Raw genomic sequence first — 22,200 nt, forward strand, 5'->3', positions numbered from 1 at the left:
GCACACCCCGAGTACCGGAAATCCCCTTTGACCAGCCAAGAATTAACGTAGCGGTCGGTTTCCCGCCCACTTGCCGTCAATCCTCACACAGCACCATCTCTGTCCGATCGACTCACACTGGGATCAGTCGAAGTCTCGCGCTTGAAATCGACTGCGGCGGCTCGCTGTGGCGTCAGGGGGCGATGCGGTCCAGCACCAAAGGGGTTGGTGGTGCGGGCGTGGTTCCGATGGTGAAGGAGTTTTCGAGGGCGGCGAGGGCGGCGGGGAAGGCTTGCGGGGTGTCGGTGTGCAGGGTGAGTAGGGGTTGGCCGGTGGTTACGGAATCGCCTGGCTTGGCGTGCATTTCGATGCCCGCGCCGAATTGGACGGGGTCGCCCTGGCGGGCGCGACCGGCGCCGAGTCGCCAGGCGGCGATGCCGACGGCCATGGCATCCAGGCGGGTGAGCACACCGGCTTGTTCGGCCCGCACGATCTCGGTGTGCTTCGCGCGCGGCAGGGGCGCATCCGGATCGCCGCCTTGGGCCTGGATCATGGCACGCCAATGGTCCATCGCACGGCCATCGGCGAGCACGTCGGCGGGGTCGATATCGAGTCCGGCCTGGGCGACCATCTCGCGGGCGAGGATGAGCGTCAGCTCGACGACGTCGGCGGGGCCTCCGCCCGCGAGCACCTCCACCGATTCGGCGACCTCGAGTGCATTGCCCGCGGTACGTCCGAGGGGTGTGTCCATCGCGGTCAGCAGCGCAACCGTCCGTACCCCGGCATCGGTGCCGAGTTCGACCATGGCCGTTGCCAATTCACGCGCGCCGTCCACGGTTTTCAGGAAGGCGCCCGCGCCGACCTTCACGTCGAGGACGAGCGCGGCGGTCCCTTCGGCGATTTTCTTGCTCATGATCGAGCTGGCGATCAATGGTATGGATTCGACGGTCCCGGTGACATCACGCAGCGCGTACAGCCGCTTATCGGCGGGGGCGAGATCGGCTCCCGCCGCGCACACCACCGCACCGATGCCGGGATCGGACAGTATCTCGCGCATCCGCGCCACCGGCACATCGGCCTGCCAGCCCGGGATCGCCTCCAGCTTGTCCAGCGTCCCGCCGGTATGCCCCAACCCGCGCCCGGAAAGCTGCGGCACGGCGGCCCCACAGGCGGCGACCAACGGCGCCAACGGCAACGTGATCTTGTCCCCCACCCCGCCGGTCGAATGCTTGTCCACCGTCGGCCGCGCCAGATCGGTGAAGTCCATCCGCCGCCCCGACGCGATCATGGCATTCGTCCACCGCACGGTCTCGCGCCGCGTCATCCCCCGCCACACGATCGCCATCGCCAACGCCGCCATCTGCTCGTCGGCCACCGCCCCCTTGGTGAATCCATCCACCACCCAATCGATCTGCGCATCCGACAGCTCCCCGCCGTCGCGCTTGGTCGTAATGATCGAAACCGCGTCCACTGCCGTCACACCGGCAAGTCTGGCACGGGACACGCTCGCACCCTGGAACTTGTCGGTGCCCTCCGATAGCCTCGCCGCAGCATCGAGTCGACGTTTGGGGGAGCAATGACGCACGCACACATGGACCGCCGCATGACGAATCTCGAGTCCAGGATCCGCGAGGTCGAAGAGGGCTTCGGCGAATCCCAATTGCAGCTGACGCGCCGAATCACCGCAATCGAAATCGTCCAGAAGCGAAGCTTCTGCCGCATTCTCGAGCACCTCGGCGTCCCCGCCGAAGAAATCTCGCAGATCACGGTCACGACCGAGTCCGAGATCGACGCCGTCCTCGACGAAGACTGCTGAGGACGGCCACCATGACTTCCGCACACATCGAGCGCCGCATGACGAATCTCGAAGCACGAGTGTCCGACATCGAGGAAGGCTACGGCGAATCCCAGCTCGGACTGACGCGCCGAGTTACCGGACTCGAGATCTGGGCCGGACGTGTCACCGCCCATGCGAACAGCGTGGGCCAAAACGTGAAGCTCATCGCCGAGCACCTCGGGATCAGCCCGGTCGACACACCGACGATCACCATGTCGACCGAGTCCGAGATCGACGCCGTCCTCGACGAAGACTGCTGAGGGCCGACATGACATCCGCACACATCGATCGCCGAGTCGCCGAGCTCGAGGCACGAGTCGACGAGTTCGAAACCAGCCATGGCGACACGCTCTACGGTCTGTCCAGAGATGTTCGGGGACTGAAGATCTGCACGCACCGGCTCGCGGTGCAGACGAACACCATCGGAGCAGGCATCGCGCTGATAATGGAGCGAATGGGGCTACCGCCGATTCAGCTCACCGAGGTCGAGATGCCGACGGAAGCCGATATCGACGCTTCGTTCGAAGATGACTGCTGAGGAAAGCCTAGGTCTGCCCGGCATCGAGATCGTTGGGTCCGAAGGCGTCGGGCAGTAGGTTTCGCAGCGGAAGGGGTCCGGTCTTGTGGTCGACCAGCAGGTCGGGTCCGCCGTGTTCGTAGAGCAGCTGTCGGCAACGGCCACAGGGCATCAGGATTTCGCCCCGGGAATCGGTAACGGAAACCGCCGACAAGCGCCCACCGCCGCCCGCGCACAGGTTCCCGATCAGTACGCATTCGGCGCACAGGCCTAATCCATAGGAGACGTTTTCCACATTGCACCCGACGACCACTCGGCCGTCGACCAGCCCCGCCGCCCCGACCGGGAATCGTGAATACGGCGCGTACGCGCGCTGCATCACCTCATATGCGCTGGTCCGTAATAGGTTCCAGTCGATATCCACGTGTTCGCTACCTTCCGTGGTCGAGGGGCGGGTTCCCAGATCCCAGTGCGCGGCAATAGATTCGGACATCATCGAATTCCCATCGGCCCTTCGGAAGGCGAAATCGGGTGTCCGGTCCGATCAGCGACGGCCTGTGGAACTCGCATGTCACGCCGGACAACTGCGCGGGCAGGTACCCAGGACGCTGTGCTCGAACAGTACAAAATGTATGTCGAGATGGCCGACCGGATCAGCGCCCGCTGACCAACAGCTTCTTCCTCACTCTGAACACCAGCGCCTTCACGATCATCACTGCTACTCCATCCGAGCCGGGCGGTGTGGACGCCTGCCCCACCGTGGCACGGGACCGCGGCTCCGAAGGAGCGCGCAAACTGGCATGCCTGGTACGCGCATCGGCCCGCCGCAAGGTCGACCGTCATCCCGACCTCGCCGCACTGTTGGTGCCGACGCTCGCTGCGCATCTGAACGAGCTGCGAGCGATCCGGGGACACCATCACGTGCGGGTTCACCCAACGCCGGGACCGTCGAACGCACGATCCTGGTGGCCGTCACCGACGCGCGGACCGCGAACTCATGACGCGATTGCCGCAACGATGCCCATCGGTGTGGTAGCGAATTTCAGCCGTAGTCGGGGCGGAATCTGCGATGGGTTTTCTATTACCGATGAGTAGGTTATCGCCCGTCGAATGAGACATTTTCCACACTGCCGACGCTCACCATTCGGCCCATCGAACTGAGAGCCCCGACGCCGACCGGAAACCGCGAGTTCAATACATAGACATTGCACATAACTTGAATCATCTTGTCGCGCAGGATTTTTCGCTCGAATTCCGATATCGACGACCGCTGCCGAGCCGCGCCTCACCTGCCAACAACGGGGCCACGACGCATCCCATTACGCATCGAGAAAGGTAAACCTAACTCGCTGGACTGTAGCGCAACGCACGGTACGCCGAATTAGTTCCGCGATTGCGAGGGGATTAGAGTCCAGAACAGATCGGTTCAGGTTCCCGGCGGCGGGCCCCGCGCGAGCTATTTGGAGCAGCAAAGCGCAGCCACCTGGGCATATACATCCACGTCGCCTGCCTCGGACTTGCAACCGGGTCCATCAACGACGTTGGAGGCACCGCACTCTATGACCACGATAGAAGCTCCGGCACAGCCGAAGCGGAAGACGCTGTACCGAGGCGACCCCGGAATGTGGTCGTGGGCGCTGCACCGGATCACCGGTGTCACCATCTTCTTCTTCCTCTTCGTGCACGTCTTGGACACCGCACTGGTTCGGGTCAGCCCCGATACCTATGACCACGCCATCGAGACCTACAAGAACCCCATCGTCGCGCTGATGGAGATGGGCCTTGTCGTCTGCGTGCTGTTCCACGCGCTCAACGGCGTCCGCGTAATCCTGGTCGACTTCTGGGGCAAGGGCCCCAAGTACCAGAAGACGATGCTCTGGGTGATTCTCGCCGTCTGGTTCCTGCTGGTGGTTCCGGCCATCGGTCGCCAGTTCTTCTACCTGTTCACGGAGCACTGATCCCATGAGTGAGCGAAGCGAACGAATCATGAACACAGCCGCCACTGCGGTCATGCCGGAGCCGAGCGTCAGCGAGGCGCAGGCATGAGCGCACCTGTTCTCGGTAAGTCATATGACCGCCCGGCGAGCCTGGATCTCCCCCGCTCGCCGCGTGCCCGCTCCAACAACAACTTCGAGAAGTACGCCTGGCTGTTCATGCGCTTCTCCGGCCTGCTGCTGATCGTGCTGGTCCTCGGCCACATGACGATCATGCTGCTGCTCGACGGCGGCGTGAAGCGCCTGAACTTCGCCTTCGTCGCGGGCCGCTGGTCCAGCCCGTTCTGGCAGTTCTGGGATCTGACCATGCTCTGGCTGGCCCAGCTGCACGGCGGCAACGGCCTGCGCACCGTGATCGCGGACTACTCGCGCAAGGACTCGACCCGGTTCTGGCTGAACACCCTGCTGGCCATCTCGATGATCCTGATCGTGGGCGTCGGCACCTACGTCATCTTCACCTTCGACCCCAACATCAGTTAGGAACAGGCACTCGATGAGTGAATCCCGGATTCAGGAGCACCGCTACGACGTCGTGATCGTCGGTGCCGGTGGCGCCGGTATGCGCGCCGCGATCGAGGCCGGTCCCCGGGCCCGCACCGCCGTCCTGACCAAGCTCTACCCGACCCGCAGTCACACCGGCGCGGCCCAGGGCGGCATGTGCGCCGCACTGGCCAATGTCGAAGAAGACAACTGGGAATGGCACACCTTCGACACCGTCAAAGGTGGCGACTACCTGGTCGACCAGGATGCCGCGGAGATCATGGCCAAGGAGGCCATCGACGCGGTTATGGACCTGGAGAAGATGGGTCTGCCGTTCAACCGCACGCCCGAGGGCAAGATCGACCAGCGGCGCTTCGGTGGTCACACCCGCGATCACGGTAAGGCCCCGGTCCGCCGCGCGTGCTACGCCGCCGACCGCACCGGCCACATGATCCTGCAGACGCTGTACCAGAACTGCGTCAAGCACGACGTGGAGTTCTTCAACGAGTTCTATGTGCTCGACCTGGTCATGTCCGATACCGACCGCGGTCCGGTCGCGACCGGTGTGGTCGCCTACGAGCTGGCCACCGGCGAACTGCACGTCTTCCATGCGAAGTCGATCATCTTCGCCACCGGCGGTTCCGGCCGGATGTACAAGACCACCTCGAACGCGCACACGCTGACCGGTGACGGTATGGCGATCGTGTTCCGCAAGGGTCTGCCGCTGGAGGACATGGAGTTCCACCAGTTCCACCCGACAGGTCTTGCCGGTCTGGGCATTCTGATCTCCGAGGCCGTTCGCGGTGAGGGCGGCATCCTGCGCAACGCCAGCGGTGAGCGCTTCATGGAGCGCTACGCCCCCACCATCAAGGACCTCGCGCCGCGTGACATCGTCGCCCGCTCGATGGTGCTCGAGGTGCTCGAGGGCCGCGGCGCCGGACCGAACAAGGACTACGTCTACATCGACGTGACCCATCTCGGCGAGGACGTGCTCGAGGAAAAGCTGCCCGACATCACCGAATTCGCGCGCACCTACCTGGGTGTGGACCCGGTGAAGGAACTGGTGCCGGTCATGCCGACCTGTCACTACGTGATGGGTGGCATCCCGACCCGGATCCGTGGCGAGGTGTTGCGCAACAACACCGATGTGGTGCCCGGTCTGTACGCCGCGGGTGAATGCGCGTGCGTCTCGGTGCACGGCTCGAACCGGCTCGGCACCAACTCGCTGCTCGACATCAATGTCTTCGGCCGCCGCTCCGGCATCGCCGCCGCGGAATACGCCCAGCGCACCGAGTTCGTCGAGATGCCGGAGAACCCGGCGCAGATGGTGCAGGACTGGCTGGCCATGCTGCTGTCGGAGCACGGCAACGAGCGCGTCGCGGATATCCGCACCGAATTGCAGTACACGATGGATATGAACGCCGCGGTGTTCCGCACCGAGGACACCCTCAAGCAGGCGCTCACCGATATCCACGCGCTCAAGGAGCGCTACACCCGAATCACGGTGCAGGACAAGGGCAAGCGCTACAACAGCGACCTGCTCGAGGCCGTCGAGCTCGGCTTCCTGCTGGAGCTGGCCGAGGTCACCGTGGTGGGCGCGCTCAACCGTAAGGAATCGCGCGGCGGCCACGCCCGCGAGGACTACCCGGACCGCGACGACGTCAACTTCATGCGGCACACGATGGCCTACAAGGAGGGCGCGGAGCTGATCTCCGATATCCGCCTCGACTTCAAGCCGGTGGTGCAGACCCGCTACGAGCCGATGGAGCGTAAGTACTGATGACTGCCGTAGTCGAAACACCCCCGCAGAAGGCCGCACCGGTGCCCGAGGGCTCGGTCATGGTCGACGTCAAGGTCGCCCGGTTCAACCCGGAGGACGACAAGGGCGCGCACTGGGAGACCTTCCAGGTGCCGGTGCTGCCGACCGACCGCTTCCTGAACGTGCTCATCTACATCAAGTCCTACCTGGACGGCACGCTCACCTTCCGGCGCTCCTGCGCGCACGGCGTCTGCGGTTCGGACGCCATGCGGATCAACGGCGTCAACCGGCTGGCCTGCAAGGTGCTGATGAAGGACATGCTGCCCAAGGGCGGCAAGACCCTCACCATCACCGTCGAGCCGATCCGCGGCCTGCCCGTGGAAAAGGATCTCGTGGTCAACATGGAGCCGTTCTTCGACGCGTTCCGTGCCGTGAAGCCCTACCTGATCACCTCGGGTAACGAGCCCACCCGTGAGCGCATCCAGAGCCAGGCCGACCGCGCCCGGTTCGACGACACCACCAAGTGCATCCTGTGCGCCTGCTGCACCACCTCCTGCCCGGTGTACTGGAGCGACGGCAGCTACTTCGGCCCGGCCGCGATCGTGAACGCGCACCGCTTCATCTTCGACAGCCGTGACGAAGGCGCCCGCGAACGCCTCGACATCCTCAACGATGTCGAAGGTGTCTGGCGCTGCCGCACCACCTTCAACTGCACCGACGCCTGCCCCCGCGGCATCGAGGTCACCAAGGCCATCCAGGAAGTCAAGCGCGCACTGCTGTTCGCCCGCTGACCCCGAGGCACCCGAAGGCCGCCCGCGTCGAAAGATGCGGGCGGCCTTCGTCGTCTGCAATAAACGGCGGTACGGATGCGTTCCACGGGGCATGAGTGAACCGAAAGTAGAGGTAGTCGGCGTACCCGTGCGCAATGTGTACGAAATCCGACTCGATGGCACCACCGTGGGCGAGGAACGGTATTTCGATGACGGTGCGCACCGTGTGTTCTATGCGACCGAGGTCGATCCGGCGTTCGGCGGCCGGGGATTGGGCAGCATCCTGATCCATGACGCGCTGGCTGACACGGTGGCCAGCGGCCGCCGGATCGTACCGGTGTGCCCGTTCGTGGTGCGGTGGGTCACCAGGCACGACGACTTCGCGGCGAGTGTCGACGAGCCGACACCCGCACTGCTGCAACGCATTCCGGCACTACCACGCTGATGGCATCACGCACCGGACCGGTGCAGTGGTGTCGCGCTGGCCCAGCCCTCCCCCGCTATCACCACATGGTCCAGAAAGCGCAGGCCGACGGTGCGCGCGGATTCGATGAGCAGGCTCGTCGCACGACGGTCGTCGAAGCTGGGGACCGGGTCGCCGGAGGGGTGATTGTGCACGACCGCGAAGCCGCGACCGTCGTGGCGCAGTACGGTATTCAATATTTCGCGGACCGGGACGGCGACCTGATCGATCGCCCCCTCGGCGACGAATACCTTGTGCCGCAAGCGATTCTGCGCATCACAGACCAGCACCAGCAGCCGTTCGACGCGGGCACCGGCGAACAGCGGCAGCGCCACCCGGACGATATCGGCGGCGCCGTCCAGGCGCGGCGCGGTTTCCGGATTGTTGCGGGCTCTGGTGCCGAGGTGGAATGCGGCGACGATGGCCGCGGCCTTGGCCTCCCCGACTCCCGCACGCCGCGATAATTCCTCCGGCCGCGCGGCAGCCAAACCGGCGATGCCGCCGTGCTCGGCGATCAGTTCGGCGGCCATATCCAGTGCGCTCTCACCCCGACGACCCTGACGCAGCAACAATGCGAGCAACTCGCTGTCGCTGAGCGCGTGCGGGCCGAGCGTGAGTAGCCGTTCCCGTGGACGTTGGCCGGATGGCAGTTTGGCGATGGGTACCGACATCAATCCCCCTCGAATGCGGTGCGTTCTCCGCATCATGCCAGCCCGCACCGACAGGTCGGCCGCGATGGTCTGCGCACCGCGACCGGTTCGGGCAGATCGAGTGGGCAGGTCCGATGATGGGGGTTCGTCCCTGAGACGCCGCGGGAAGGGCTGGGCTGCCCCACGCGGTGACCCGATCAGCCGTCGGCAACCGCGATCTCGGGTCCGGGCAATGGACACAGCACACCGGCAGCCAATCGCTCCAGATGGTGAAGTTGCCGCTCGTGCACAACGATTCGGCGCAGCGCCTCGTTGATGGTGGCGTTGCTCGTCGACGTGCCCATGATGGCGGCCGCGGCGGCGAGCAGTTTCTGGTCGAGATCGATCCGCACGGATTTCATGCGCCCTCCTTCGTACATTCGCCATATTGCTTTATCCGGCCCGCTGATGTCTGGCAAATCGGGCACAACGACGGAATCGACATTTGACTAATTACCCTACGGGGGTATAGTTCCACGCATGGAGCACGAGCACGGAACGCCGGTCGATCACCACGAACATGCCGGGCATACAGCACATTCCGCGCATCAGGCAGCCGCCGGGCACACTCAGCACGCAAACACCGAGCGTCATGCTCCAGCGTCCTGGCGGATGGCCGCCCAGGCCACCCTGCACTGCCTCACCGGCTGCGCGATCGGCGAAATCCTCGGCATGGCGATCGGCACCGCGCTCGGCTGGAACAACACCGCGACGATGGTGCTGGCGATCGTGCTGGCCTTCGTCTTCGGCTACGCGCTGACCATGCGCGGCGTGCTGAAGGCGGGGCTGCCACTGGCCGCCGCCATCACCACCGCGCTGGCCGCGGACACCGTCTCGATCACGGTCATGGAAATCGTCGACAATGCCGTCATCCTCGCCGTGCCGGGCGCCATGGACGCGCATCTGGATACCGTGATGTTCTGGGCGACACTGGCCTTCTCCCTGGTGGTCGCCTTCATCCTGACCACGCCGGTCAACAAGTGGATGATCGGCCGCGGCAAGGGCCATGCGGTGGTACACGAACTGCACGGCCACCACTGATCAGCTCGCCGTCGCAGGAGCCGGTCTACTGCCGGTAATAATGCGAAAAAGCCCGCCCAGCTAGACAGTTTGTCCATCTGGGCGGGCTTTTGTTGTCGCGACCGCCCTGCGGTGCTTGCATCGAGGTATGTTCACCGAAGCTCAGCTGTACTCGCCGGTGACCCGATCCGGCGATGGCGATGTCTTGGTGCACCTGAGCGACGAGCACCCCGGCGTCCACGATCCGGATTACCGCGCCCGCCGCAATGCGATCGCCGCACTGGCACTGGATTACGCACCGGGTAAACCGTTGCCACACATTGACTACACCGATGCCGAACAAGAGGTGTGGCGCATCGTGTCGGCCGAACTCGCTCGCAAACACCAGAAGTACGCCGCCACCGAGGTGCTCGCGGCCGCGGCCCGGCTCGATTTGCCGAGCGATCATATTCCCCAGCTCGACGAGGTCTCGGCGGCATTGACCCCGCTGACCGGATTCCGCTATGTGCCCGCCGCGGGCCTGGTGCCGCTGCGCGAGTTCTTCGGTTCCTTCGCCGACCGGACCTTCCACTCCACCCAGTACATCCGGCACCACTCGGCCCCGCTGTACACCCCGGAACCCGATGCCATCCACGAGATCATCGGGCACGCCAATCAGATCGCCAGCCCGCGCTTCGCCGCCATCTATGAGGCGGTCGGCGCGGCCGTCGCCCGACTGACCACCGAGAAGGCACTGAAGTTCCTCGCCGATGTGTTCTGGTTCTCCATGGAGTTCGGCGTGGTTCGGGAGAAGGACGAAATCCGTTGCTACGGAGCGGGTTTGCTGTCCTCGTATGGCGAGATCGAGGAGTTCCAGCGCGCCGAGCTGCGACCACTGGACGTGGCGACGATGGGCACCGCCGTCTATGACATCACGCACTACCAACCGATTCTGTATTGCGCACAGTCGATTTCGGAGATCGAGGATGTGATCGGCGGCTTCTTCGCCACCATGGACGACGATTCGCCGCACCGGGTACTGCACGCCAGCAGTAGAATGTGACACATCATCGTTTAAAACTCGAAAGTTGCTGGGAGACATCAAGGTTCGGCAATTTCAACCCGCCGCGACAACCGACCGACCGACTGTTAGCCTGCCTCGCGTCCGATCTCTTCGAAGGGGCGCGAGCCGAGATGACAGTTGATACACCGGATTCCACAACCGAGACGCCGCTGTGGCTACAGGGTCGAGACGCGGTGGTCGCCGCGACACCGGCCGAGGATTGGCGCAACGGCGCGCCCGACTACCACCTGACCAACCAAACCGTGCCGCGCGAGCGCACCACCGACCACGCGGCGGGCTCGCTCGAGGCCATCGTCGAGGATCTGGTGCGGGTCTTCGAAATGGAGGTCTCGCACAAGAAGGATCCGGCCACCTGGGTGTCGCTGGTGGCCGAGCACTACCGCGGCCGGGTCAACGGCGGACCGTGGCAGGACGCCGAGGAATTCGCGCGGATCGGCAGCTACAACATCCTGATCGGCGATAACCCGTACTACGAGGTCGAGCGCGAGACCTTCGAGTCCTCGCACGAGACCTTCCACACCGCCTTCCCGAACGGCTTCTTCTGGGAGCTGCTCGAGGTGCTGGCCGGACCGCCCGCGGTCACCTTCCGCTGGCGGCACTGGGGTCGCTACGACGGCGAATACAAGGGCCACCAGCCCACCGGCGCGTTGATCGAAATGTTCGGCGTGACGATCGCCAGGGTCAGCGACGACCTGCGCATCCTCGAACTCGAGCATTTCTACGACAACAACAAGCTGCTCGGCCCATTGGCACACGGGTGCCCGGTTACCAAGTCCGCGTAGGATTTCCGGCCGCTCGGCAGCGCTACTGCTTGCCGAGCGGTAACCCTGCCTCCAGGAAATCCAGTGCGCGATTGAGGTTCTCGGCATTCAGCGGATTGAACCTCGCGATGCCGAGCGCGACGCCCGCGATGGCGCCTGCGGTCACGCGTATCTCGAAGTCATCGGCATCCCGGCCCATATGGTCGGCGAGCAGACCCGCCATGAGGTCGATGCCCCGTTGCAGTTCCAGTCCGATGGCCGCGCGCAGCTCGGGCACGTGGTACAGCAGCGCCTGACGCTCCTGCTCGAATGCCAGCTCGGCGGCGGGCAGGTTCGCGAACACCTGCGCCGTCGCATTGCGGAATGCGGTCAACGGCGCGATGTCGTGAGGCTGGGCCCTTATCGCGTCGATCATCAGCGGATCGAGATCGTCGGCAAGCACCAACTGTTCCTTGGTCGGGAAATAGCGGAAGAAGGTGCTGGGTGATACCTCGGCCGCCGCGGCGATCTGCTCGATGGTGGTCTCGGTATAGCCCTGCTCGCGGAACAGCCGGAACGCTTCTTCGCGAATCGTCCGGCGGGTCCGTTCCTTCTTCCGCTCGCGCAGGCTCTGCGCGGCCGTCCCGTCCGCGGGCAGCTCAACCGACATGTGTCGATTCTGGCCCATCGACGGGCACCAGCGCGTCCGGTATCGCATCCTGGCGTTGTGGCGCGGCAGTCGACCGCCCCGGCAGCACCCGCAGGGCGAGCGGCACCGCCACCGCGCAGATGGCCGCACACACCCATAGCATCGCGCTCATCCCACCGACGAACGCCGACTGAACCTGTTCCAGCATGGCGGCGTCGCCGGTCGATTTCGCGACGGCCACACCGGCATTCACACTGTCGCGAATCGGATCGACATCCAACGCCCCGAGATCGTCGCGGTAAACGGTAGCCAGCACGGTGCCGAGCAGCGCCACCGCGATGGTGCCCGCCGCCTGACGCAGCGCCTGCACCAACGCCGAGCCGACGCCCGCACGGGCGACTTCGAGATCGTCCAGCGCGACTGCCATGCCCACCGGCAGCCCGAGGCCCATGCCCGCACCGGTCAACCCGACCCACAGGGCCACGAACCAGTACGAGGTCCCCAGTTCGGTCAACCCGCCCAAGCCCAGGCCGAGTGCCAGCACCGTCAGGGCGAGCGCCACCATCAGCGCCGGTCCCAATTTCGGCTGCAACCGATCACCCAACCGCGATCCGATCAGCAGTCCGGCGATCAACGGCAGCAGGCGCACGCCGCTGCCGAGCGCATCCGCGCCGAGAACCGCCTGAAAATACTGCGGCACGGTGAAGAACAGGCCGAACAAGCCGAAGGTGATGATCACGGTGAAGGCCGCGCCCCAGCGGAACCCGCGGCTGCCGAACAGGCCCAGATCCACCAGCGGGAAGCTCGCGCGCCGCTGCCACCCGATGAATACCGCGACGATCGCGACGCCGCCGAGCAGCGCACCCCAACCGAGCCCATTGCCCCAGCCCTCATCACCGAGCCGGATGAATCCGTAGGTGACCCCGACCATGCCGAGGATCGACAGCGCGATGCCAGGCAGATCCATCGGCCGCTGATCCGGATTCCGTGATTCCGGCACCAGGGCCGCGACGGCCGCCGCACCGAGCACCACCATCGGGACATTGATCAGGAATACCGAACCCCACCAGAAGTTATCGATCAGCCAGCCGCCGAGGATCGGACCGAGCGGCAGGCCCAGTGCGGTCGAGGTGACCCAGATGTTCATGGCCTTGGCCCGCTGGACCGAATCCGGGAACAGCACCGGCAACACCGCCATCGACAGCGGCGTCATGACCGCCGCCGCGACGCCGAGGACAACGCGGGCCGCAATGAGTTGACCGGCGGTGCTGGCGAAGGCGCAGGCCAGCGAGGCCGCTCCGAATAGCACCAGCGCGCCGAGCAGCAGCTTTTTGCGGCCGTAGCGGTCGCCGAGCGCGCCCGCGGGCAGCATCACGGCCGCGAGCGCCAGCGTGTACGCGCTGCTGAACCACTGCAGCGCACCGGTATTCGCGTTCAGGTCGACGGCGAGGGTGGGCAGCGCGACGGTCAGCACGGTCATATCCAGGCCGATGGTCAGCATCGCCAAGGCCAGCGCGCCCAGCGCCAACCAGCGGCGAGTCGAGTCTGTTTGCATAACGCCTCCAAAAATGAGAGCTACAACTTTTTGATAGTAGCTCTCATTTAGTAGTTTCTGTCAATATTCACCCAACCGTGTCTCTTCCGGGCCCACCACGCGGCCGGTCAGTAGGCTCGCAGCCGATGAGCACCCGGGACCTCCTCCTCGCACTCTGCCTCGGTTCTGCGCTGGCCATTACGGCCGTGACCTGGGGCCCTGCCGCGACCGTTTCGCAGGCGACGCCGACGACCACGACGACGACGCCGTTCAACACCCCGAATACCGACAGTTGCCCGCAGAAGACGAAGCCGCCCAATCCGATCGACGAATCGGAGGTCCCCGAACCCGGACAGCCGACGCCGACCCCGCTTGCCGTGCCGATTCCGCCGGTCGGCGGCTCACGACTGGGTGAATGCGGTGTCGTCATCCCGCGCGGCGCACCGCCGGTGCCGCAGGACATTTCCGCAACGGCCTGGCAGGTATCGGATCTCGATACCGGTGAGGTGCTCGCCGCCAAGGACCCGCACGGACGCTACCGGCCAGCCAGCACGATCAAGGTGCTGCTCGCGACCATCGCGCTGCGCAATCTCGACCTGAACAAGACCGTCACCGGGACGCAGGAGGACGCGAATGCCGACGGCACCCGTGTCGGCATCGGTCCGGGTGGCCGCTACACCAACCGGCAGCTGATGCAGGCGCTGATCATGGCGTCGGGCAACGATGCCGCGCACGCCATCGCCGCCCAGCTCGGCGGCGACGCCGCTACCGTGCAGAAGATGAACGAACTGGCAAAGTCGTTGTACGCCTTGGATACTCGCACCGCGAGCCCGTCCGGTCTGGACGGTCCCGGCATGAGCACCTCGGCCTACGATCTGTCGGTGCTGTTCCGCGAGGCGATGACAATTCCCTTGTTCGCCGAACTCATCCACACCGAACAAGTCGACTTTCCCGGCTACCCCAAGGACCCGAAAAACCCTGACGACAAAGACCATCCGGGCTTCCCCATCGCCAACGACAACCACCTGCTCTACGAATACGACGGTGCGCTCGGCGGCAAGACCGGTTACACCGACGACGCCAGACAGACCTTCGTCGCCGCCGCCCAACGCGACGGCCGCCGCCTCGTCGTGACGCTGCTGAAAGCCGATGTGCTGCCGCTGCGTCCGTGGGAACAGGCCGCGCGTCTGCTCGACTACGGATTCGCGCTGCCGAAGAGCGCCACCGTAGGAAAGCTTCCCGAAGCTAAGTCCACGAAAGGCACTGTGGGACTTGCCTCGCCGCCTCCGAAAGACCACGAGGCAGAGCCCGCCGATGAATCCGAGAACCATGCGGGCACCCGCATGCTACTACTGGTGGGCGGCATAATTCTGGTCCTCGCACTGCTTTTCGGAGCTCGCCGCGTCAACCGCCACCGATAGTTTCTTCGGGAGTTCCGGCGCCCAACAAGTATCCACCGCGCGAAGTGTGATATCTGGGCGCGGCGAATCGGAGGTTCTCTGGCGGTCGAGCGTGAGGGACCCCGGTGCTCGAGCGGTGGATCAGAGGATCGGTTGGGCCATCCGGGTGATTTCCCGGCGGATCGTGTGCTGGTCGCAGGGAGTGATGTGGAATTCGTTGTATTGGCGGCGGTAGTGGTAGCGGCCGTCGCCGTCGATGTCGAACCAGTTCAGGTATTCGGGTGGGTCCGGTTGTGAATCGCGTAGGCCGCGAAGGATTTCCACGGTTCCGGAACCGGAGCGCCGAGCGCGCAGGAGGCGGTAGATCTGGTCGGACGGCGTCTCTTTCAGGCCGGTCCAGGACTCGAGATTATCGACCAGGCATTGGATATCCTCGATGACGGCCGGATGCTTTCCGGGCGGCACGTCGCCGAGCACCGCGGTGAACACCGCGGGCACGATCGCGGCGGTGCCGACCTCGAGCACGACATTGCCGCCGAACTCGGGGGTGGGGCCCGGCCGTTGCACCAGGGTGACACCGATGTCGGCGTCGATCGCGCCGAACGCACGCAGCGGGCGTCGTCGAGTTCCGGTGAGTGTCAATGCGATTCGCGGATCCGCCACCACCCGCAATGCCGCCGAGAGGTCCGGGTTGGCGTGCAGCGGCATGCGGCGTTCCAATTCGCGGGTGAGCTGGTCGAATTCGTCCTCCCAGCGCACCGAGGCGATCAGACGTAACGGAAAGGGGTAGCGATCAGACCGGGTCTCGCGCCAGATGTGCATGAACTCATCGGGTGTGAACTCGAACTTCACCCGCGCTCACCGTTCGCCGCGGGCGCATCGGAACCGATAGCCTGGGGAACCGCGGGATCGTCCGGACCGAGCAGTTCTTCGTACTGGCCGATCAGGTAATCGGGGACCTTGCGGCTCGACTCGTCCTCCCCCGATTTGCGTCCCGCGCCGGGCGACGACATGCCCGACATGCCGTTGCGGCCGGTGCTGGCCGCGCTCGACGCAGTGGAAGCCGTTGTACTGCTGGCGTTTCCGGTTGTCGGCACGCCGGTGACGCTGCGGCCTGGGCCCGGTGTGGTGCTGTTGCCGAATCCGGATGCGCTGCCCGGTCCGGAGGTGCCGAGGCTGCCCGGCTGTCCCGAAGTCGTCGGGGTGGTGGTCGTTGCGGCGGGCGAGGTGGCGGTGGTGCTCGCGGCCGTGGTCGGGGACTGCGTCTGTTGTTGTCCGGTAGTGGAATTCGAGTCGAGACTCGTGGGGTTCACCGTGCCCTGATCGGTCCCGGGTGTCCCCGAACCGTTCGACTCGCCGTTGCCGCCGCCGGTGTTACCGGTGCCCGCTCCGGTGGTGCCGCCGCTGCTGCCCCCAGTACTTCCGCCCGGACCGCCCTCATTGCCCCCACCGGGTGATGTGACCGGCACAAAGGTCGGGACTCCGGACCCGGCAGGGCCATAGGACGGTTTGTAATTGTTGTTCATGGTGTCGATCGCGGTGCGATGCAGCGCCTCGATGCCGCGCTGATAGGCGACCTCCTGACTGTCACCGGCCCCGGCAAGTCCCGCGCCGATCGCGGAAATAATGACCTGCGCGGGATCCAGCGAAGTCGCCGAACCTCTGCTGCCTTGCGCCGCGGACGGTGGCGGCACCGTCATCTTCACCACTTCGGCGGCCGACGCCACACCCTTGATCCGGTGCCCGCAGGCATTGATCACCTGCTCGATCTCACTTGCCTGCCGATAGAACGTCTGCGCCGCGGCAAGAGCCGCATCGGCCATGGCGCCCTCGATGCCCGAAGCCAATGCCTTCTGAATCGCGATATTCGCACCCAGCAGCCCACCGCTCAGCGCCGTGGCAATACTGATCCAGGTATCGGCCTGCTGATGCATGATGCCCGGACTCATCTGCTGCGCGTGGGTATAGATCTCCTCGTGGGTGATGCCTTCGAACTGCTCCATCCGAGTGATGTACGCCGAATCCTGGCCGCTTGCGGACAGTTTCGTCTCATACTGCTCCACACCCTGCTGCTGACCCCGCGCAAGCGTGCTCGGCTGGGTGGTGTCCGGCTTGCGGCTCGAATCGAATGCACCGAGCGCCGAAGGAACATTGTTGATGTCGAGAGGGCCGGTCATGGTTAGTTGTCCTTGCCGATCTCCGGTTCGATGGTGGAGGCGATGTCGGTTATGCCGTCGCAGGGGTTGAGGTTTTGGGGGGCGCGGTCGGTGAGATAGACGTCGACCTGGACGAATCCCACCTTCGTTCGCAAGTCGATCTGACAGTTGCGACTGACTTGCGGATCACGGACCAGCAGGGCTTGGCGACCGTTCACGGTGATCGGCTCGCTGTACGAGCCAACCTTCGCGAGGTCTTCCTCCCAACTCGCGTTTCCTGAGTTCAATTGCAAGGTTCGCAAAGTCGAGAGGAAGTCGCAGGTGAGAAAGCTGTACTCGGCCACGAGATCGTCGCCACGCGCTCGGGATGCGGGATCGAAGCCAGCTCGTCGAGCTGCGTCGTCGCTGATCCATGTACAGGGATCGAACACGACCTTTGGGCGTCCCGTACTGGCGGTGTACTTGTTGTCCTGCGACGGCGGCTGAAGCTTCGGATTGGTCAGTGTCGGCCTAGCCGATGGAGCCGAGGAAGACGTAGTTTGACCTGAACCGACCTGGTCCTGCGCGGTGTCGCTGTTGGATGAACAGCTCGCAGCGAGTGGCATAGCGGTTAACGCCAGAAGTGCCAGCAAGGGGCGAATTCTCATCATGACGCCTGCGCTCCTGAAGTGCCGGTGATTATCGACTTCGCGAACATGGCGTCGGCTTCCTCCACCAACTGACCAGCTCGCAGATAAGCCGCCGCCATCTTCAATGCCGCCTCTTTCATCCCGTTGAGAGCATCCGTCATCTGCACTGCCTTACCGGAAAATCCGTCTTGAAGCTGCTTGGCGGACTCGAAGCCTCCGAATCCCTCGAGCTTGTGCAAACGTGTCGATCGCCTGATCTCCGGATCGAGTGTGGTTTCAACAAACCTTGTGTAGACCTCGGCGCACCGCCGTGCGGCGTCCGCCTCCATCCGAAATGTTCCCCCAGTGGCCTGCTGATACAGCGCATTTGCGGCCGATTGTCCCACTTCCATCGGCGATCCCTCCCTCGCTGTTCGTGCGCTTACTGTACTGGACGCGTGAAACGGTCAATCGGTTCCGTTGGGACACAACGACCTTCTCGATTGGTTCCGATCCTGCGGGTTCAGGCCGCTCGTGGCGCGTCCTGCCCGAGCATTCATCCAGCCGTGTACCCGCCACAGGGCTTCATCGCGGGTCGTAGGGACCCACAGATCCGGGGACGCGCAGGTGCCGATCGGACTTGCGAAGATGCCACTGGATGCAATTTGTCCTGGGGTTATGTCCTGATCGCATGGAAATCCGCAGTGTTGCCGCCAGCTGAGATCGCGCGTGGTCTCCTGATGCGAACAGTGAAACCTGATGGGAGGCGGGGCATGTCGGAGGACGGATCGACGCTGGCACGGCGACAGCTGGGGAAGTACCTGCGGGACGGCCGGGAGGGATGTGGATTCACGCTCGCGCAAGCGGCGGCGTTGATCGAGCGCAGTGGTAGCACGTTGCAGCGCATAGAGAAGGGCACCGTGGCACAGCTGCGCGAGGTGGATCTAGCGGCGCTGTGCACGATCTATGGCTTCGACCCGGACCACACCGAGGCGATGAAAGTGCTTGCAGCACAAGGTAATAAGGAAAGTTGGTGGCGCGAGTACTGCGACTTGATGTCGGCGAACTTCGACTTCTTCGTCGGATTGGAAGCATCGGCGCAGCGTTTGACCACCTATGAGTCCGAACTGGTGCCGGGATTGCTGCAGACACCGGCGTACGCCAGTGTGCTCATCCGATCCGTCTATCCGGACGACAATGCCGAGGAGCACGCACGTCGGGTGCAGTTGCGGATGCGTCGGCAGCTGAGAATCACCCGCAAGCATCAACCCGCGACGCTCGAGGTGATCCTGCGGGAGTCGGTTCTGCGTGGGATGGTCGGCGGGCCGAAAGTTATGGCGACCCAACTGAAGTACCTTTGCGATGTCGGCACTCGGCCCAACATCAATCTTCGTATTCTCCCGTTCAGCGCTGGTTTTCCGCTCGGGGACGCGGTCGGCCCGTTCGTCATCCTCGAGTTCGGCACGGACAGACACGGCCGGGAGCTCGAGCCACCGGTGGTCTTCACGGAGAACTTCGCGGGGGATTTGTATCTTTCGAAACCGGCCACCATCCAGCGGTATCATCATGCGTACGAGAGCCTGCGGCGCAGTGCGATTGACGCCGACGCCAGCCGCGCTCTGCTCAGACGGGTGGCGAAGGAGTACACGTGAACATCGATCTGGCCGGTGCCGACTGGTTCAAGAGCAGCCGGAGCGGCGGCAGCTCGAACTGCGTTGAGGTCGCCTTCCTCGCGAACACCCTTGTCGGCGTTCGCGATTCGAAGAACCCCTCCGGCCCCGCCCTCGTGTTCACCCCGGCCGAATGGTCGGCCTTCACCGCCGCGACAACTCGCGGAGAGTTCGACCGCTGATCTCAGGCGCACCTCATGGCGGCTGCTCTCGGACGTGAAGTCGTTCAAGAGCAGCCCTAGCGGTGCCCAGTCGAACTGCGTCGAGGTCACCTTCCTCCCGAACAAGCTTGTGGGCGTTCGCGATTCGAAGAACCCCTCCGGCCCCGCCCTCGTGTTCACCTCAGCCGAGTGGTCAGCCTTCACCGCCGCGACAACTCGCGGAGAGTTCGACCGCTGACCTCAGCGGGGCACCTCATGGCGGCTGCTCTCGGACGTGAAGTCGTTCAAGAGCAGCCCTAGCGGTGCCCGCTCGAACTGCCTCGAGGTCACCTTCCTCCCGAACAACCTTGTGGGCATTCGCGATTCGAAGAACCCTCCGGCCCCGCACTGGTGTTCACTTACTACTAGGTGGCGATGCCACGAGCGGACCGGACACCAGCTATTCACAGTGGCGTCGATGTGGTCGAGGGCCAATCGACATGGACAGACGTCTGCCGGGCAACCGACATAGCCCACAGCAGTGTGGACGCCTGGGGCAGAGCGCCGTTATCGTTTTGCGAATGGGAGATAGCGGGGGGCAGTATGGATCCGGTCAGAATCTTTCTGTTGTGCCTGATGATGTGCAGGCGATCGGCCAGTACGTCTACAACATCGCCGACACCATGAAACAGGCCCTCGATTCCGCTGCCCGCGAGGTCGAGACCCTACTCGGTTCGGACTGGACCGGTGACGCGGCCGACGAATTCTCCACCGGCTGGGCCGAAACCCGTGACGGTGGAGCACAACTCATGCAAGCGCTGACTTCGCTTGCCGAAAAGTTGGGCGTCACCGCAGCCAACTACAAGAGTACCGACACCGGCAACGCGTCCGGTATCTCCAGCCTGGATCTGCCATGAGCTCCCAATTCAGTGTCGACCTGGACCAACTCGACCGGATCGTGTCGCGCCTCAATGGCCTGGCCGGGTTCTTGCACGATCACCTCGACGAGCTCGACCACAAGGTCGCGGCACTACACAGCGGCAGCTGGGAATCCGCGGCAGCCAGCGCTTATGCCGATGCCCACAGCCAATGGCTCACGGCCGCAAGAGAATTCGCCGAAGGCGTCGCCGCCGTGAGTGACGCCGCGCAGAAAGCGCATGGCCGCTACACCCGCGCCATCGACGTCAACCGACGGATGCTGCAGTCGGGGCAGGCATGATCGTCGACTGGCAGACCTACTACGACGCCGCGAAGAAATGCCACGACCTCGCCGACGACCTCCGCAAGGCCGACAAACCGGTCCACGATGCAGTAAAAGGTGAATGCGCCGGGATGGCCGGAGACGCCCCCGGCTGCAAACAGTGGGGCGAGGCGTACGACAAATCCGCCCAGCAGACCATGCAGGCCTCCTCCAGCCTGGCCAACGCCCTCACTAACTTCGGCGCCGTGCTGTATGCCAACGGCTACCACTACGGCTCCGCCAACAAAAGCAACCCCGCCCCACCGCGACCCGACGTCAGCCAAGTCGGCGAGTACAAGGTCAGCGTCCCATCGTCGGTGGCCGACAACGGAATCGGTTTCACCGACCACGGCGGCCTGAAGGAGTTCCTGGACAAACTCGTCGCCAAAGTTCTCTCGGCATTCGGCAAACTCCCCAACGGAGACCACACCAAACTCGACAAAGCCCACACCACCTGGAACACCTTCGCCAACCATGAAACCATCACCGGCGCCGCCGCCCGGATTTCCGCCATTTCGGCTCTGTTCGACGGCATGGACGATGCCACCAACCGGCAACTACTCCAAGACCACTTCACCACGCTGAAAACCGGCGCCGAAACCGTCGCTACCGCCGCACAGAACATGGCCGCACCGGTCAAGGACTATCACGACGCGACTGTCGCCCTCGGCAAAGACAACGCCACCGCGATCAACGCACTGGAATTGTCCGTCAGCCTGATCGCCATCACCGCTGGTGTCGCGTTCCTGTTCAGCCTCGGCTCCTCCGCCGTCGCCGCAGCCGCCGCCATCGACGCCGACGTTGTCCTCACCATCAACGCGATCCAAACCTCCTACCGCGCCAGCCAAATGGTCCGAGTCATCGGCCTCACCAGCCTCGCGGCGGGCGCCGTCGGCACCATCGACGCCTTCCACGCCCTCCCCACCGTCGACCTCGACAAAGCCATCGCCGCCCTCGCCGCCATCATCGGCATGACAGCGACAATCGATGATCCGGACTCCGACGACATCAACGGGCACAATACCGCTGGCGGCGCGTTTACTACGAACTCATACACGTCGAAGGTGAATAAAATCGCCAGCGAGTACGGGGTTTCACCGAAGGAAGTGAAGGATGCCATCCATAAGATCAAAGCACAAGGCGCTTGGCGTGGTGACGGGAACAATCGAAACCCTGACGTAATCGTCGATCTCGATACCGGTGAGGTCCACGTACAGAAACCAGACGGCAGCCCGTCCGAAGACAGTATCGGAAATATCCATGATGCACTGGAACACTGACGGGAGGCGAAGCAATGCGGCGAGAAATCATAGAACACGAGGATAGATGGATTATCCTGCCACTGAGGGGAGGCCGTATCGTAGCTACCGAATGGCGCCCGAGCCAAGTCGATCTCATTGTCGATACAGGCTTCAAAGTAGTCATCGGATATGACGCCGAATTATCCTTGCGAACCAGCAAGGAGAACTCACCCAACCGTCACGAAGTGCCT

29 protein-coding genes are annotated in these 22,200 nt (G+C 64.2%); 19 read left to right on the forward strand and 10 right to left on the reverse strand.

Annotation, left to right across the window (positions count from 1 at the left end; genetic code table 11):
• Positions 1–172 precede the first annotated feature (172 nt).
• On the reverse strand, positions 173–1,459 hold the full coding sequence (locus tag NA5_RS06230) for a thymidine phosphorylase (protein WP_062983313.1): 1,287 nt from the start codon (positions 1,457–1,459) through the stop codon (positions 173–175).
• Between the two features lie 123 nt (positions 1,460–1,582).
• Between NA5_RS06230 and NA5_RS06235 the strand changes: the two genes are divergently transcribed.
• From NA5_RS06235 to NA5_RS06245, 3 genes are read left to right on the forward strand one after another with little or no spacing between them, the layout of a single operon-like run.
• Positions 1,583–1,795 carry a hypothetical protein gene (locus NA5_RS06235; RefSeq protein WP_157110254.1) on the forward strand — a complete coding sequence of 71 codons (213 nt, stop codon included), beginning with the start codon at positions 1,583–1,585 and terminating at the stop codon, positions 1,793–1,795.
• 11 nt (positions 1,796–1,806) lie between these two features.
• On the forward strand, positions 1,807–2,076 hold the full coding sequence (locus tag NA5_RS06240) for a hypothetical protein (RefSeq protein WP_062982832.1): 270 nt from the start codon (positions 1,807–1,809) through the stop codon (positions 2,074–2,076).
• Positions 2,077–2,084: 8 nt separating this feature from the next.
• Entirely contained in the window at positions 2,085–2,354 is a 270-nt protein-coding gene (locus tag NA5_RS06245) for a hypothetical protein (protein ID WP_062982834.1), read from the forward strand.
• Between the two features lie 7 nt (positions 2,355–2,361).
• Here NA5_RS06245 and NA5_RS06250 read toward each other — a convergent pair whose 3' ends face one another.
• On the reverse strand, positions 2,362–2,757 hold the full coding sequence (locus NA5_RS06250) for a cytidine deaminase (protein ID WP_062983314.1): 396 nt from the start codon (positions 2,755–2,757) through the stop codon (positions 2,362–2,364).
• 1,135 nt (positions 2,758–3,892) lie between these two features.
• Between NA5_RS06250 and sdhC the strand changes: the two genes are divergently transcribed.
• The 5 genes from sdhC (at position 3,893) to NA5_RS06275 (ending at position 7,781) form a co-directional block, all read left to right on the forward strand.
• On the forward strand, positions 3,893–4,291 hold the full coding sequence (gene sdhC / locus NA5_RS06255) for a succinate dehydrogenase, cytochrome b556 subunit (protein WP_084483926.1): 399 nt from the start codon (positions 3,893–3,895) through the stop codon (positions 4,289–4,291).
• An 84-nt stretch (positions 4,292–4,375) separates the two neighbouring features.
• Positions 4,376–4,807, forward strand: coding sequence for a succinate dehydrogenase hydrophobic membrane anchor subunit (locus tag NA5_RS06260; protein WP_062982838.1), 432 nt, complete (start codon positions 4,376–4,378; stop codon positions 4,805–4,807).
• Between the two features lie 13 nt (positions 4,808–4,820).
• On the forward strand, positions 4,821–6,587 hold the full coding sequence (gene sdhA, locus NA5_RS06265) for a succinate dehydrogenase flavoprotein subunit (RefSeq protein ID WP_157110255.1): 1,767 nt from the start codon (positions 4,821–4,823) through the stop codon (positions 6,585–6,587).
• A complete protein-coding gene (locus NA5_RS06270; protein WP_062982840.1) occupies positions 6,587–7,357 on the forward strand; it encodes a succinate dehydrogenase iron-sulfur subunit in 771 nt (256 codons plus the stop codon). The genes sdhA and NA5_RS06270 overlap by 1 nt, the downstream gene beginning before the upstream one ends.
• A gap of 91 nt (positions 7,358–7,448) precedes the next feature.
• Positions 7,449–7,781, forward strand: a complete 333-nt coding sequence (locus NA5_RS06275) for a GNAT family N-acetyltransferase (RefSeq protein ID WP_062983316.1) — start codon at positions 7,449–7,451, stop codon at positions 7,779–7,781.
• 5 nt (positions 7,782–7,786) lie between these two features.
• On the opposite strand, the gene NA5_RS06280 is transcribed toward NA5_RS06275, so the two are convergent.
• Both NA5_RS06280 and NA5_RS06285 read right to left on the reverse strand, forming a co-directional pair.
• Positions 7,787–8,470 carry a JAB domain-containing protein gene (locus tag NA5_RS06280; RefSeq protein ID WP_062982841.1) on the reverse strand — a complete coding sequence of 228 codons (684 nt, stop codon included), beginning with the start codon at positions 8,468–8,470 and terminating at the stop codon, positions 7,787–7,789.
• A 176-nt stretch (positions 8,471–8,646) separates the two neighbouring features.
• The gene (locus tag NA5_RS06285; protein WP_062982843.1) at positions 8,647–8,850 is read right to left on the reverse strand and encodes a type II toxin-antitoxin system VapB family antitoxin; all 204 of its coding nucleotides are present in this window, start codon (positions 8,848–8,850) and stop codon (positions 8,647–8,649) included.
• Positions 8,851–8,968: 118 nt separating this feature from the next.
• Here NA5_RS06285 and NA5_RS06290 point away from each other — a divergent pair, with 118 nt between their 5' ends.
• From NA5_RS06290 to NA5_RS06300, 3 genes are all read left to right on the forward strand, one after another.
• Positions 8,969–9,529: a DUF4396 domain-containing protein gene (locus tag NA5_RS06290; protein ID WP_084483927.1), complete on the forward strand. Its 561-nt coding sequence runs from the start codon at positions 8,969–8,971 to the stop codon at positions 9,527–9,529.
• 127 nt (positions 9,530–9,656) lie between these two features.
• On the forward strand, positions 9,657–10,550 hold the full coding sequence (locus NA5_RS06295) for a phenylalanine 4-monooxygenase (RefSeq protein ID WP_062982847.1): 894 nt from the start codon (positions 9,657–9,659) through the stop codon (positions 10,548–10,550).
• A gap of 131 nt (positions 10,551–10,681) precedes the next feature.
• A complete protein-coding gene (locus NA5_RS06300; protein ID WP_062982849.1) occupies positions 10,682–11,353 on the forward strand; it encodes an ester cyclase in 672 nt (223 codons plus the stop codon).
• A 22-nt stretch (positions 11,354–11,375) separates the two neighbouring features.
• Here the strand turns inward: NA5_RS06300 and NA5_RS06305 are convergent, their stop codons facing one another.
• Together NA5_RS06305 and NA5_RS06310 are read right to left on the reverse strand one after the other, a co-directional pair.
• A complete protein-coding gene (locus NA5_RS06305; protein ID WP_062982851.1) occupies positions 11,376–11,981 on the reverse strand; it encodes a TetR family transcriptional regulator in 606 nt (201 codons plus the stop codon).
• Complete coding sequence (locus NA5_RS06310; RefSeq protein ID WP_062982853.1) at positions 11,971–13,515, reverse strand: MFS transporter; 1,545 nt, start codon at positions 13,513–13,515, stop codon at positions 11,971–11,973. Before NA5_RS06310 ends, NA5_RS06305 begins: the two co-directional genes overlap by 11 nt.
• Positions 13,516–13,640: 125 nt before the next feature.
• Between NA5_RS06310 and NA5_RS06315 the strand changes: the two genes are divergently transcribed.
• Complete coding sequence (locus NA5_RS06315; RefSeq protein ID WP_062982854.1) at positions 13,641–14,915, forward strand: D-alanyl-D-alanine carboxypeptidase family protein; 1,275 nt, start codon at positions 13,641–13,643, stop codon at positions 14,913–14,915.
• Between the two features lie 120 nt (positions 14,916–15,035).
• Here the strand turns inward: NA5_RS06315 and NA5_RS06320 are convergent, their stop codons facing one another.
• Genes NA5_RS06320 through NA5_RS06335 form a run of 4 tightly spaced genes read right to left on the reverse strand, consistent with a single transcriptional unit; the run spans position 15,036 to position 18,071 of the window.
• The gene (locus NA5_RS06320; protein ID WP_062982856.1) at positions 15,036–15,746 is read right to left on the reverse strand and encodes an ESX secretion-associated protein EspG; all 711 of its coding nucleotides are present in this window, start codon (positions 15,744–15,746) and stop codon (positions 15,036–15,038) included.
• The gene (locus NA5_RS06325) at positions 15,743–17,071 is read right to left on the reverse strand and encodes a hypothetical protein (protein WP_062982858.1); all 1,329 of its coding nucleotides are present in this window, start codon (positions 17,069–17,071) and stop codon (positions 15,743–15,745) included. Before NA5_RS06325 ends, NA5_RS06320 begins: the two co-directional genes overlap by 4 nt.
• A gap of 2 nt (positions 17,072–17,073) precedes the next feature.
• A complete protein-coding gene (locus NA5_RS39115) occupies positions 17,074–17,700 on the reverse strand; it encodes a DUF3558 domain-containing protein (RefSeq protein ID WP_084483928.1) in 627 nt (208 codons plus the stop codon).
• On the reverse strand, positions 17,697–18,071 hold the full coding sequence (locus NA5_RS06335; RefSeq protein WP_063813220.1) for a hypothetical protein: 375 nt from the start codon (positions 18,069–18,071) through the stop codon (positions 17,697–17,699). The genes NA5_RS39115 and NA5_RS06335 overlap by 4 nt, the downstream gene beginning before the upstream one ends.
• A gap of 360 nt (positions 18,072–18,431) precedes the next feature.
• Here NA5_RS06335 and NA5_RS06340 point away from each other — a divergent pair, with 360 nt between their 5' ends.
• Genes NA5_RS06340 through NA5_RS06365 form a run of 7 tightly spaced genes read left to right on the forward strand, consistent with a single transcriptional unit; the run spans position 18,432 to position 21,988 of the window.
• The gene (locus NA5_RS06340; protein ID WP_062982864.1) at positions 18,432–19,310 is read left to right on the forward strand and encodes a helix-turn-helix domain-containing protein; all 879 of its coding nucleotides are present in this window, start codon (positions 18,432–18,434) and stop codon (positions 19,308–19,310) included.
• Positions 19,307–19,510: a DUF397 domain-containing protein gene (locus tag NA5_RS06345; RefSeq protein WP_062982866.1), complete on the forward strand. Its 204-nt coding sequence runs from the start codon at positions 19,307–19,309 to the stop codon at positions 19,508–19,510. Before NA5_RS06340 ends, NA5_RS06345 begins: the two co-directional genes overlap by 4 nt.
• Before the next feature lie 34 nt (positions 19,511–19,544).
• Positions 19,545–19,727: a DUF397 domain-containing protein gene (locus tag NA5_RS40180; protein WP_307188865.1), complete on the forward strand. Its 183-nt coding sequence runs from the start codon at positions 19,545–19,547 to the stop codon at positions 19,725–19,727.
• Between the two features lie 36 nt (positions 19,728–19,763).
• Positions 19,764–20,000: a DUF397 domain-containing protein gene (locus NA5_RS43125; RefSeq protein ID WP_169811269.1), complete on the forward strand. Its 237-nt coding sequence runs from the start codon at positions 19,764–19,766 to the stop codon at positions 19,998–20,000.
• 49 nt (positions 20,001–20,049) lie between these two features.
• Positions 20,050–20,385: a WXG100 family type VII secretion target gene (locus NA5_RS06355; RefSeq protein ID WP_062982867.1), complete on the forward strand. Its 336-nt coding sequence runs from the start codon at positions 20,050–20,052 to the stop codon at positions 20,383–20,385.
• On the forward strand, positions 20,382–20,687 hold the full coding sequence (locus NA5_RS06360) for a WXG100 family type VII secretion target (protein WP_062982868.1): 306 nt from the start codon (positions 20,382–20,384) through the stop codon (positions 20,685–20,687). Before NA5_RS06355 ends, NA5_RS06360 begins: the two co-directional genes overlap by 4 nt.
• Complete coding sequence (locus NA5_RS06365; protein ID WP_062982869.1) at positions 20,684–21,988, forward strand: hypothetical protein; 1,305 nt, start codon at positions 20,684–20,686, stop codon at positions 21,986–21,988. Before NA5_RS06360 ends, NA5_RS06365 begins: the two co-directional genes overlap by 4 nt.
• Positions 21,989–22,200: the final 212 nt, after the last annotated feature.

It is taken from the genome of Nocardia anaemiae NBRC 100462, from assembly GCF_001612725.1.
Classification (GTDB): Bacteria; Actinomycetota; Actinomycetes; order Mycobacteriales; family Mycobacteriaceae; genus Nocardia; species Nocardia anaemiae.

Bases quoted from the DNA above. Each gene is read 5' to 3' on its own strand.
- NA5_RS06365 (WP_062982869.1), top strand. From the start codon at position 20,684: ATGATCGTCGACTGGCAGACCTACTACGACGCCGCGAAGAAATGCCAC.
- NA5_RS06270 (WP_062982840.1), top strand. From the start codon at position 6,587: ATGACTGCCGTAGTCGAAACACCCCCGCAGAAGGCCGCACCGGTGCCC.
- sdhC (WP_084483926.1), top strand. From the start codon at position 3,893: ATGACCACGATAGAAGCTCCGGCACAGCCGAAGCGGAAGACGCTGTAC.
- NA5_RS06315 (WP_062982854.1), top strand. From the start codon at position 13,641: ATGAGCACCCGGGACCTCCTCCTCGCACTCTGCCTCGGTTCTGCGCTG.
- NA5_RS06295 (WP_062982847.1), top strand. From the start codon at position 9,657: ATGTTCACCGAAGCTCAGCTGTACTCGCCGGTGACCCGATCCGGCGAT.
- NA5_RS06260 (WP_062982838.1), top strand. From the start codon at position 4,376: ATGAGCGCACCTGTTCTCGGTAAGTCATATGACCGCCCGGCGAGCCTG.
- NA5_RS06355 (WP_062982867.1), top strand. From the start codon at position 20,050: ATGGGAGATAGCGGGGGGCAGTATGGATCCGGTCAGAATCTTTCTGTT.
- NA5_RS06285 (WP_062982843.1), bottom strand. From the start codon at position 8,850: ATGAAATCCGTGCGGATCGATCTCGACCAGAAACTGCTCGCCGCCGCG.
- NA5_RS06340 (WP_062982864.1), top strand. From the start codon at position 18,432: ATGTCGGAGGACGGATCGACGCTGGCACGGCGACAGCTGGGGAAGTAC.
- NA5_RS06235 (WP_157110254.1), top strand. From the start codon at position 1,583: ATGACGAATCTCGAGTCCAGGATCCGCGAGGTCGAAGAGGGCTTCGGC.
- NA5_RS06245 (WP_062982834.1), top strand. From the start codon at position 2,085: ATGACATCCGCACACATCGATCGCCGAGTCGCCGAGCTCGAGGCACGA.
- NA5_RS06360 (WP_062982868.1), top strand. From the start codon at position 20,382: ATGAGCTCCCAATTCAGTGTCGACCTGGACCAACTCGACCGGATCGTG.
- sdhA (WP_157110255.1), top strand. From the start codon at position 4,821: ATGAGTGAATCCCGGATTCAGGAGCACCGCTACGACGTCGTGATCGTC.
- NA5_RS06240 (WP_062982832.1), top strand. From the start codon at position 1,807: ATGACTTCCGCACACATCGAGCGCCGCATGACGAATCTCGAAGCACGA.
- NA5_RS06305 (WP_062982851.1), bottom strand. From the start codon at position 11,981: ATGTCGGTTGAGCTGCCCGCGGACGGGACGGCCGCGCAGAGCCTGCGC.
- NA5_RS06310 (WP_062982853.1), bottom strand. From the start codon at position 13,515: ATGCAAACAGACTCGACTCGCCGCTGGTTGGCGCTGGGCGCGCTGGCC.
- NA5_RS06275 (WP_062983316.1), top strand. From the start codon at position 7,449: ATGAGTGAACCGAAAGTAGAGGTAGTCGGCGTACCCGTGCGCAATGTG.
- NA5_RS39115 (WP_084483928.1), bottom strand. From the start codon at position 17,700: ATGATGAGAATTCGCCCCTTGCTGGCACTTCTGGCGTTAACCGCTATG.
- NA5_RS06335 (WP_063813220.1), bottom strand. From the start codon at position 18,071: ATGGAAGTGGGACAATCGGCCGCAAATGCGCTGTATCAGCAGGCCACT.
- NA5_RS06290 (WP_084483927.1), top strand. From the start codon at position 8,969: ATGGAGCACGAGCACGGAACGCCGGTCGATCACCACGAACATGCCGGG.
- NA5_RS06300 (WP_062982849.1), top strand. From the start codon at position 10,682: ATGACAGTTGATACACCGGATTCCACAACCGAGACGCCGCTGTGGCTA.
- NA5_RS06325 (WP_062982858.1), bottom strand. From the start codon at position 17,071: ATGACCGGCCCTCTCGACATCAACAATGTTCCTTCGGCGCTCGGTGCA.
- NA5_RS06280 (WP_062982841.1), bottom strand. From the start codon at position 8,470: ATGTCGGTACCCATCGCCAAACTGCCATCCGGCCAACGTCCACGGGAA.